Source organism: Cupriavidus oxalaticus, assembly GCF_004768545.1.
GTDB lineage: Bacteria > Pseudomonadota > Gammaproteobacteria > Burkholderiales > Burkholderiaceae > Cupriavidus > Cupriavidus oxalaticus_A.
The window spans coordinates 3,173,231-3,182,500 of sequence record NZ_CP038635.1 but is presented as its reverse complement, the minus strand read 5'-3'; the positions used below and the strand labels follow the sequence as shown (position 1 = coordinate 3,182,500).

Below are 9,270 nucleotides of genomic sequence, written 5' to 3'. Positions count from 1 at the left end.
TACCCCGCCATAGCAAACTCCGAATACCGAAGAGTGCAATCACGGGAGACAGACATCGGGTGCTAACGTCCGGTGTCAAGAGGGAAACAACCCAGACCGCCAGCTAAGGTCCCCAAATATAGCTAAGTGGGAAACGAAGTGGGAAGGCTAAAACAGTCAGGAGGTTGGCTTAGAAGCAGCCACCCTTTAAAGAAAGCGTAATAGCTCACTGATCGAGTCGTCCTGCGCGGAAGATGTAACGGGGCTAAGCTATATACCGAAGCTGCGGACGCACGCAAGTGCGTGGTAGGAGAGCGTTCTGTAAGCCTGTGAAGGTGTCTTGTAAAGGATGCTGGAGGTATCAGAAGTGCGAATGCTGACATGAGTAGCGATAAAGGGGGTGAAAGGCCCCCTCGCCGTAAGCCCAAGGTTTCCTACGCAACGTTCATCGGCGTAGGGTGAGTCGGCCCCTAAGGCGAGGCAGAGATGCGTAGCTGATGGGAAGCAGGTTAATATTCCTGCACCGTCGTATGATGCGATGGGGGGACGGATCGCGGAAGGTTGTCCGGGTGTTGGAAGTCCCGGTCCCTGCATTGGAGAAGGCGCTCAGGCAAATCCGGGCGCGGGATTCAAGGATGTGGGGCGAGCGGCCTAGTGCTGCGAAGCAATTGGAAGTGGTTCCAAGAAAAGCCTCTAAGCTTCAGTCATACGAGACCGTACCGCAAACCGACACAGGTGGGCGAGATGAGTATTCTAAGGCGCTTGAGAGAACTCGGGAGAAGGAACTCGGCAAATTGGTACCGTAACTTCGGGATAAGGTACGCCCTGGTAGCTTGACTGGCCTGCGCCAGAAGGGTGAAGGGGTTGCAATAAAATGGTGGCTGCGACTGTTTAATAAAAACACAGCACTCTGCAAACACGAAAGTGGACGTATAGGGTGTGACGCCTGCCCGGTGCCGGAAGATTAAATGATGGGGTGCAAGCTCTTGATTGAAGTCCCGGTAAACGGCGGCCGTAACTATAACGGTCCTAAGGTAGCGAAATTCCTTGTCGGGTAAGTTCCGACCTGCACGAATGGCGTAACGATGGCCACACTGTCTCCTCCCGAGACTCAGCGAAGTTGAAGTGTTTGTGATGATGCAATCTCCCCGCGGCTAGACGGAAAGACCCCATGAACCTTTACTGTAGCTTTGCATTGGACTTTGAACCGATCTGTGTAGGATAGGTGGGAGGCTTTGAAGCGTGGACGCCAGTTCACGTGGAGCCGTCCTTGAAATACCACCCTGGTTTGTTTGAGGTTCTAACCTTGGCCCGTGAATCCGGGTCGGGGACAGTGCATGGTAGGCAGTTTGACTGGGGCGGTCTCCTCCCAAAGTGTAACGGAGGAGTTCGAAGGTACGCTTGGTACGGTCGGACATCGTACCTAAAGTGCAATGGCAAAAGCGTGCTTAACTGCGAGACCGACAAGTCGAGCAGGTGCGAAAGCAGGACATAGTGATCCGGTGGTTCTGAATGGAAGGGCCATCGCTCAACGGATAAAAGGTACTCTGGGGATAACAGGCTGATACCGCCCAAGAGTTCATATCGACGGCGGTGTTTGGCACCTCGATGTCGGCTCATCTCATCCTGGGGCTGTAGCCGGTCCCAAGGGTATGGCTGTTCGCCATTTAAAGAGGTACGTGAGCTGGGTTTAAAACGTCGTGAGACAGTTTGGTCCCTATCTGCCGTGGGCGTTGGAATCTTGACGGGGGCTGCTCCTAGTACGAGAGGACCGGAGTGGACGTACCGCTGGTGTACCTGTTGTCTCGCCAGAGGCATCGCAGGGTAGCTATGTACGGAAGAGATAACCGCTGAAAGCATCTAAGCGGGAAACTCGCCTGAAGATGAGGATTCCCTGGAGGCTTGACCTCCTTGAAGGGTCGTTCGAGACCAGGACGTTGATAGGCTGGGTGTGGAAGCGCAGTAATGCGTTAAGCTAACCAGTACTAATTGCCCGTAAGGCTTGATCCTATAACCAGTGTGTTTCACCTGGTGTGTGTGATCGTGTCTGTGCCAGATACGCACAACCCCAACTACATCCCGATTCGTGACGCTGACTTCAACCCCAGCGCCACAACCCCTCATGCCTGGTGACCATAGCGAGCTGGAACCACCCCTTCCCATCCCGAACAGGACCGTGAAACAGCTCCGCGCCGATGATAGTGCGGATTACCCGTGTGAAAGTAGGTCATCGCCAGGCTCTTATTGTGCAAAACCCCTCGACAGCGTGTGCTGCGAGGGGTTTTTGCTTTTTGAGTTTTGATTTTTTGCTACAAGGTGGTTGGCGCCATGCTGGCGTTGCTGGTGACATGCTGTCGGCCGTTGAAGCGCCTGGTTCCGCCCTGCTGGGCGGGTCACTTTTTGTCCGAGCGCCAAAAAGTAACCAAAAAACGCGTCGCCTGAGCGGCTGGCTATCAATTCACCGGCGTCGGTGGTTCGGGCGGTGGTGATTTCCGTTCGATGTGGCTGGTGGTTCGGACCTGCTACGCCAGGTGAGTCTGGGATGGTGGCTGCGTCGACCGACTATTGAACGATCCCCATGCCGGGCGTAGGGCGCCTGCTGCCGGCGTCAACGCAGGAACGCCTACGGCTGCGCTGCGCGCCGGCAGTATCTGTCGGTTCAACGGCCGACAGCACGTCATCAGCAGCGACGGCGAAGCCTCAACGGCGGGCCTGTCACCAACCGCGACAAAGCCACTCCAACAACCGACAACACCTCACAATCGGCGACAACATCAAAAAACCCCGTTGTATTCCCGCCGCATCCCGGGTACGCCAGCATTCCGGCCCCGCAAACCTTCTGCTATGTTCGACCTTTAAGTGTCCCCAAGCGGCACGAAGCCGTTTGCAGGCAGCAAGCTGTGAGCAATAGACAGGTCCTTGCCAAGGAAGCAGGGCCAGTTTCGGGATTCGAGGGGTTACATGACGGCCAAGGTGTTTCGGCTGGTTTTTACGGGCGCGGCGAGCGCGCTGATGCTGGCAGGATGCGCATCCATTTCTCCTGGTTCCACGGGTTCTTCCGCTTCCACTGCTGACACGCCATCCCTGGCAACGGCCTCGGCGGTCGATTGTCAGGCGTTTGCCAAGCGCATGGGCGCTTACGCCGCGGCCCAGGTCGCCGCCGAGCAGCGCGCGGCCGGCGGCGAGGTTGCGCCGGCCGCCCCGAGCGATCCGCTTGCCGCCGCCAGTGCCCGGGCTGCGGAGGCAGACGCCGGGGACGACGGTGAAGACGCCGCCGACGAGCCCCAGACCCGTGCCACGCTGCCGCTGTTCTCGGTTGCCCCGCGTGACGGCCGCCTGCCGATCGGCTGGCAGCCCTGGACCATCAACCGCAACAAGACCCCGACGCGCTATTCGATAGTCGAAGTCGACCAGCGCGTCGTCGTCCACGCGCAGGCCGAAAGCTCGGCGTCAGGCCTCTACGTTCCCCTGCACGACCGCGATGCCGGCATGGTGCGCTGGAGCTGGAAGACCAGCGGCATCATCCGCAATGCCGACAACAGCCACGGTCCGCGCGAGGATTCTCCGCTGCGCCTGTTCGTCGCCTTCGATGGCGACAAGGGCAGCCTGCCGCTGAAAGACCAGCTGATGTACGAGATGGCACGGCTCACCACCGGGCGGGAAATGCCCTACGCCACACTGATGTATATCTGGGGCGGCAAGCGCGCCGAAGGCTCGGTGGTGGCCAATCCGCATACCGACCGTGTGCGCATGATCGTGGTCGATAGCGGCACGAAGCATGCCAATGAGTGGCGATGCCACGAACGCGACCTGCGCGCCGATTACCGCAAGGCGTTCGGCACCGATCCTGGGCGAGTGATTGCGGTCGGCATCATGACCGATACCGACAACACCCGGAGCAACGCGGAATCCTGGTACGGGGACATCGCGCTGGACTGATGGCAAAGCGGCGGCTTCAGCCGCCGACCGGCTCGGCCATCGCCAGCACCGCGAACGAGGCCAGCCAGTGTGTCGAGACATACTCGCCGGCAACGGCATAGGGCAGCGATGCCTCGATATGGTCGGACCAGGCGCGCACGGCCAGCGGGCGCAGCGATTCCGGCAACGCCGGCTCCAGCAGGCGCCAGCACCAGGCGCGCGACAGGTTCAGCCCGTCGAGATGTGACGTCTTGGGATCGCTGCGATTAGCGACCTCCACTGGCGTCAGCCAGTTGGCCAGTTCCGCCGCGCCCGGCACGAACATTTCCCACCATTGCCCGAATGCGCTGCCGTCCATGACGGCATGCATCAATACGGCTTCGGTCATGCCGCCCGACAGGAACTCATCGCCGCCTGGCTCATAGCGCGCCGGATAGCTGCGGTCGTGCCCGAACCAGCGGTGCGCGCGCCGCACAATGGCGCGCCGCAAGGCCGTGTCCTGCGTCGCGCGCGCGTAGGCCAGCGCCATTACGCAGGCAAAGGCGCTGTTGAAGTGCGTGCCGGTGCGCACCGGGAAATCCGCCGCGTCCAGAAACTCGGCCAATTGCCGCGACAGGTGCGAGGCGAGCGGCGCGCACGCGTCGGCCCATGCCGCGGCGCGCGGATCCTGCTGCGCCAGTGCCAGCAATTCCGCCTGCAGCTTCAGCACCCAGCCCCAGCCATACGGACGTTCGAACGTCCGCGAACCGGGTCGATGGAAATAGTCCAGTTCGACCGCGATATGCTGCGGCCGCAGCTGCGCGTCGAGGGCATCGCGGAGTTCGGCAGCTTCATCGAGGTCCGGGTACAGCGCCAGCAGCCGCACCAGCAGCCAGTGCATATGCACGCTCGAATGCCAGTCGTAGCTGCCGCAGAAGGCCGGGTGCCAGGTCGCCGGCTCGGCCACGTCGCCGGTGGCGCACATCATGTGATCCACCTTGTACGGATAGCGGCGCAGGATATTGTCCAGCGCCACGCGCGCAAAGCTGCGCGCCGTCCCGCGATCAAGCGCCGAGCGGCCCATGCAGATGCTCCCCCTGTCTTGCGCGAATGCGCTGTTATCGATTTTGCCTGCAGGCTGCGCCTTGAGTTCTAGTTGTCACGCGGGCGCCAGCCATTTCTCCACCAGCCGCACGAAGAAGGTCGAGCCCACCGGCAGCAGTTCGTCGTTGAAATCGTAGCTGGGGTTATGCAGCATGCAGGGCCCCATGCCATGCCCGCTGTCGCGATGCGCGCCGTCGCCGTTGCCGAGGAACAGGTAGCAGCCTGGCTTTTCCTGCAGCATGAAGGAGAAATCCTCGGCGCCCATGGTCGGCTCGATATCGCTGTCGACATTGGCTTCGCCCACCAGTTCGGCGGCCACCGTGGCGGCAAAGCCGGTCTCGGCCTCGGTATTGATCGTGGGCGGATAGTTGCGGTGGAATTCGTAGTCGACGGTGCAGTCGAACGCGCTCGCGACGGCGCGGGACACTTCCTCCATGCGGCGCTCGATCAGGTCGAGCACCGGCACCGTGAACGTGCGCACCGTGCCCCCGATCCAGGCTTCGTTCGGCACGATATTGGTGGCGTCGCCGGCATGGAACTGCGTGACCGAGATCACTGCGGTATCGATCGGGCGCTTGTTTCGGGTGATGATCCCTTGCAGCGCCGAGACGATCTGCGCGGCAGTGAAGACCGGATCGTTGCCATTGTGCGGCATGGCCGCATGCGCACCCTTGCCGCGCACGACGATGCGGAATTCATTGCTCGAAGCCATCAGCGGACCCACGCGCGTGCCGAAAGCGCCGACCGGCATGCCGGGCCAGTTGTGCACGCCGAACACCGCATCGCAGGGAAAACGCGAGAACAGCCCGTCCTTGATCATCTCGCGCGCGCCGCCACCGCCTTCCTCGGCCGGCTGGAAGATCAGGTGCACGGTGCCGTCGAAGGGCTTGTGCTGCGCCAGGTAGCGCGCCGCGCCGAGCAGCATCGCGGTATGGCCATCGTGGCCGCACGCATGCATCTTGCCCGCATGCTGCGAACAGTGGCCGAAGGTGTTGGCCTCTTGCAGCGGCAGGGCGTCCATGTCGGCGCGCAGGCCGATGGTGCGCGCGCTGCCGCCATTGCGGATCACCCCGACCAGCCCGGTGGTGCCGAGGCCGCGATGCACTTCGATGCCCCACGACTCGAGGTTGCGGGCGACCACGTCGGCGGTGCGCTGTTCTTCGAAGCAGAGTTCCGGATGCGCGTGGATATCGCGGCGGATCGCGCGGATTTCAGCTTGCGCCTGCAGGATTTCGGGGATGAGCTTCATGATGCCGGAGTCTGGGCGTGGCGCGCCGGGTAGGCGTCGGATACCCCCGATCATACGATGCCTCTCGGAAAAGCGCCAAAATGCGCCGGTTCGTGCCTCATGCAGCGAATGGCGCGGTGCAATATGCCAAACGGTGTGGGTTTCCCCGCATTGCCGGGATATGTCGACTGCTGGAACAGTTCATGCTTGAAGTGTCCGGCCGGCAAATTGCCGTTTTGCGCTGCATCGCTGCGCCAGATAGCGCACCAAAAAGCAGCGCCCGTGCGCGACCTGCCGCGTGACCCGCGGCGCGTGCATTGCCGATCCTAAAACGTCTGCTTCACTTCCTACAGGGAGAATTGCGCGATGTCCCTTCGCACTTTCAAGAAGGCAATCGGTGTTGTCGCCGTGGCCGGGGCCCTTGGCCTGGCATGGTCCGGCAGCGCCCAGGCCGCGGACCTCAAACTGGCCATGAGTTCGCCGCCGACCTCGATGGATCCGCATTTCTACAACCTGTTCTCCAATATCAACGTGTCGGAGCACATCTTCGACTCGCTGGTGAAGATGGACCCGGACAGCCGCATCATTCCCGGCCTGGCCGAGTCCTGGAAGCTGGTCAACAACCTGACCTGGGAATTCAAGATCCGCCAGGGCGTGAAGTTCCATGACGGTTCCGAGCTGACCACCGAAGACATCGTCTGGTCGCTGGACCGCCCGGCTACCATCCAGAACAGCCCGGGCAAGTTCGATGTCTACACCAAGGCGATCGTCAACAAGAAGGTGATCGACAAGTACACCATCCAGCTGACCACCAACAAGCCGTACCCGCTGATGCTGAACGACCTGACGTCGATCTTCATCGTGCAGAAAAAGGCGACGCAGGGCCTGAGCTCGGACGACTTCGCCCAGGGCAAGGGCATGATCGGCACCGGGCCGTTCAAGTTCGTCAGCTACGCCCGCGACGACCGGGTCGAACTGGTGCGCAACGACAACTACTGGGGCGCCAAGCCGGCGTGGGAAAAGGCCACGCTGCGCTTCATCCCGAATCCGGCCACGCGTCTGGCGGCGCTGCTGTCGGGCGACGTGCAGGCGATCGAGAACGTGCCGACGCCCGACCTGCCCAAGGTGCGGCAGGATCCCAAGCTGTCGTTCTTTTCCAAGATCTCGCACCGCGTGATCTACCTGTATTTCGATGCCAAGCGCGACAAGTCGCCCTACGTCACCACGAAGGAAGGCGCGCCGCTGGACAAGAACCCGCTGAAGGATGCGCGCGTGCGCAATGCCATCAGCATGGCGATCAACCGGCAGGGCATCAAGGACCGGCTGATGGAAGGCCTGTCGGAGCCGACCAACAACCTGGTGCCGCCCACGCTGTTCGGCTACAACCCCAACCTGAAGACGGTCAAGTACGACCCCGAAGGCGCCAAGAAGCTGCTGGCCCAGGCAGGCTACCCGAACGGCTTCGGCGTGACGCTGCACACGCCCAACAACCGCTACGTCAACGACGAGAAGATCGCGCAGACGATCGCGCAGAACCTGACCCGCATCGGCATCGCCACCAAGGTCGAAGGCATGCCGATGGCGACGTACTCGTCCAAGGGCATCAAGCACGAGTGGTCGTTCGGCCTGCTCGGGTGGGGCGCGCAGACCGGCGAGGTCAGCTCGCCGCTGCGCGCGCTGCTGGCGTGCGAGGACAGCAAGAAGGGCTTTGGCACCACCAACTGGGGTGAATACTGCAACCCCAAGATGGATGTGGTGCTGGAACAGGCGCTGTCTACCGTGAATGACGCCGAACGCTCCAAGATGCTGCAGGAAGCCACCGCGATCGCGATCAACGATGGCGGTATCATCCCGATCCACCAGCAGGTGACCACCTGGGCCACGCAGAAGGGCATCGTCTACGTGCCGCGTACCGACGAGCGCACCTACGCGCATAACTTCAAGCCCCAGTAAGTCAAGCCCCGGTAAGCAGGCTGCCTGCTGCTGAGTTCGCGGTGCCGCGCATGGCTGCCGCGCCGCCTGGAAGCGCATGGCGCTCCCGGGCGGCGTGCGCATTCGCGCGCGAAAGGATAGTGGTCTTTATATGCTGGTTTTCATCATCCGGCGCCTGATGCAGAGCGTAGTGGTGCTCTTCGTCATGTCGCTGCTGGTTTTCCTCGGCGTCTTTGCCATCGGCAATCCCGTCGACATCCTGATCAACCCGCAGGCCGACCAGGAGGACATCAAGCGCACCATCGCGGCGCTTGGCCTGGACAAGCCGCTATGGGAGCAATACTGGGTGTTCCTGCAGAATGCGCTGCAGGGCAACCTCGGTACCTCGTTCGCGCACGGCACGCCGGCGCTCAAGCTGATCTTCGAGCGCATGCCGGCCACCATGGAGCTGGCCGTGTGCGCGATCCTGCTGGCGATCGTGCTTGGCATCCCGCTGGGGCTGTGGGCCGGGTTGCGGCCCAACGGCGTGGCGGGCAAGTCAATCATGACGGTGTCGATCCTGGGCTTCTCGCTGCCCACGTTCTGGGTCGGCCTGATGCTGATCATGGTGTTCGCGGTGCAGCTCGGCTGGCTGCCGTCCAACGGCCGCGGCGAGACCGTGCGCGTGCTCGGCATCCCGCTCAGCTTCCTGACCGTCGACGGCATCCGCCACCTGGTGCTGCCGGCGGTGACGCTGTCGCTGCTGAACATCGCCATGGTGATCCGGCTCACGCGCGCCGGCACGCAGGAGGCGATGCTGCAGGACTACGTCAAGTTCGCGCGCGCCAAGGGCCTGTCCAATACGCGCATCGTCGGCGTGCATGTGCTGAAGAACATTTTGATCCCGATCGTCACCGTGATCGCGCTGCAGTTCGGCTCGATCATCGCATTCGCGATCGTGACCGAATCGATCTTTGCCTGGCCCGGCATGGGCAAGCTGATCATCGACTCGATCCAGCTGCTGGACCGGCCGGTGATCGTCGCCTACCTGATGGTGATCGTGACGCTGTTTATCCTGATCAACCTGGTGGTGGACATCGTCTACAGCATGCTCGATCCGCGCGTGCGCATTGCCGACAACAAGGGCTGAG

At 61.9% G+C, this 9,270-nt stretch carries 5 protein-coding genes and 2 rRNA genes (1 of these 7 running past the window's edge); 5 read left to right on the top strand and 2 right to left on the bottom strand.

What is annotated here, in order from left to right; all coding sequences use genetic code 11:
- From E0W60_RS25570 to E0W60_RS25560, 3 genes are all read left to right on the top strand, one after another.
- Nucleotides 1-1,989, top strand: a 23S ribosomal RNA gene (locus tag E0W60_RS25570) (it extends 890 nt beyond the left edge of the window).
- 115 nt (nt 1,990-2,104) lie between these two features.
- Nucleotides 2,105-2,218 (top strand): 5S ribosomal RNA (gene rrf / locus E0W60_RS25565).
- Nucleotides 2,219-2,940: 722 nt separating this feature from the next.
- Nucleotides 2,941-3,918: a DUF3047 domain-containing protein gene (locus E0W60_RS25560; protein ID WP_135705987.1), complete on the top strand. Its 978-nt coding sequence runs from the start codon at nt 2,941-2,943 to the stop codon at nt 3,916-3,918.
- Nucleotides 3,919-3,934: 16 nt separating this feature from the next.
- Here E0W60_RS25560 and E0W60_RS25555 read toward each other — a convergent pair whose 3' ends face one another.
- Together E0W60_RS25555 and E0W60_RS25550 are read right to left on the bottom strand one after the other, a co-directional pair.
- Nucleotides 3,935-4,960, bottom strand: coding sequence for a DUF2891 domain-containing protein (locus tag E0W60_RS25555; protein WP_135705986.1), 1,026 nt, complete (start codon nt 4,958-4,960; stop codon nt 3,935-3,937).
- A 75-nt stretch (nt 4,961-5,035) separates the two neighbouring features.
- Nucleotides 5,036-6,229 (bottom strand): M20 aminoacylase family protein, encoded by a 1,194-nt coding sequence (locus E0W60_RS25550; RefSeq protein WP_133097972.1) that lies wholly within the window; start codon nt 6,227-6,229, stop codon nt 5,036-5,038.
- A gap of 345 nt (nt 6,230-6,574) precedes the next feature.
- Here E0W60_RS25550 and E0W60_RS25545 point away from each other — a divergent pair, with 345 nt between their 5' ends.
- A complete protein-coding gene (locus E0W60_RS25545) occupies nt 6,575-8,161 on the top strand; it encodes an ABC transporter substrate-binding protein (RefSeq protein ID WP_133097973.1) in 1,587 nt (528 codons plus the stop codon).
- A 130-nt stretch (nt 8,162-8,291) separates the two neighbouring features.
- Complete coding sequence (locus E0W60_RS25540; protein WP_133097974.1) at nt 8,292-9,269, top strand: ABC transporter permease; 978 nt, start codon at nt 8,292-8,294, stop codon at nt 9,267-9,269.
- Nucleotide 9,270 lies beyond the last annotated feature (1 nt).

Coding starts and splice junctions, on each gene's coding strand:
- E0W60_RS25545 (WP_133097973.1), top strand. CDS start 6,575: ATGTCCCTTCGCACTTTCAAGAAGGCAATCGGTGTTGTCGCCGTGGCC.
- E0W60_RS25550 (WP_133097972.1), bottom strand. CDS start 6,229: ATGAAGCTCATCCCCGAAATCCTGCAGGCGCAAGCTGAAATCCGCGCG.
- E0W60_RS25560 (WP_135705987.1), top strand. CDS start 2,941: ATGACGGCCAAGGTGTTTCGGCTGGTTTTTACGGGCGCGGCGAGCGCG.
- E0W60_RS25540 (WP_133097974.1), top strand. CDS start 8,292: ATGCTGGTTTTCATCATCCGGCGCCTGATGCAGAGCGTAGTGGTGCTC.
- E0W60_RS25555 (WP_135705986.1), bottom strand. CDS start 4,960: ATGGGCCGCTCGGCGCTTGATCGCGGGACGGCGCGCAGCTTTGCGCGC.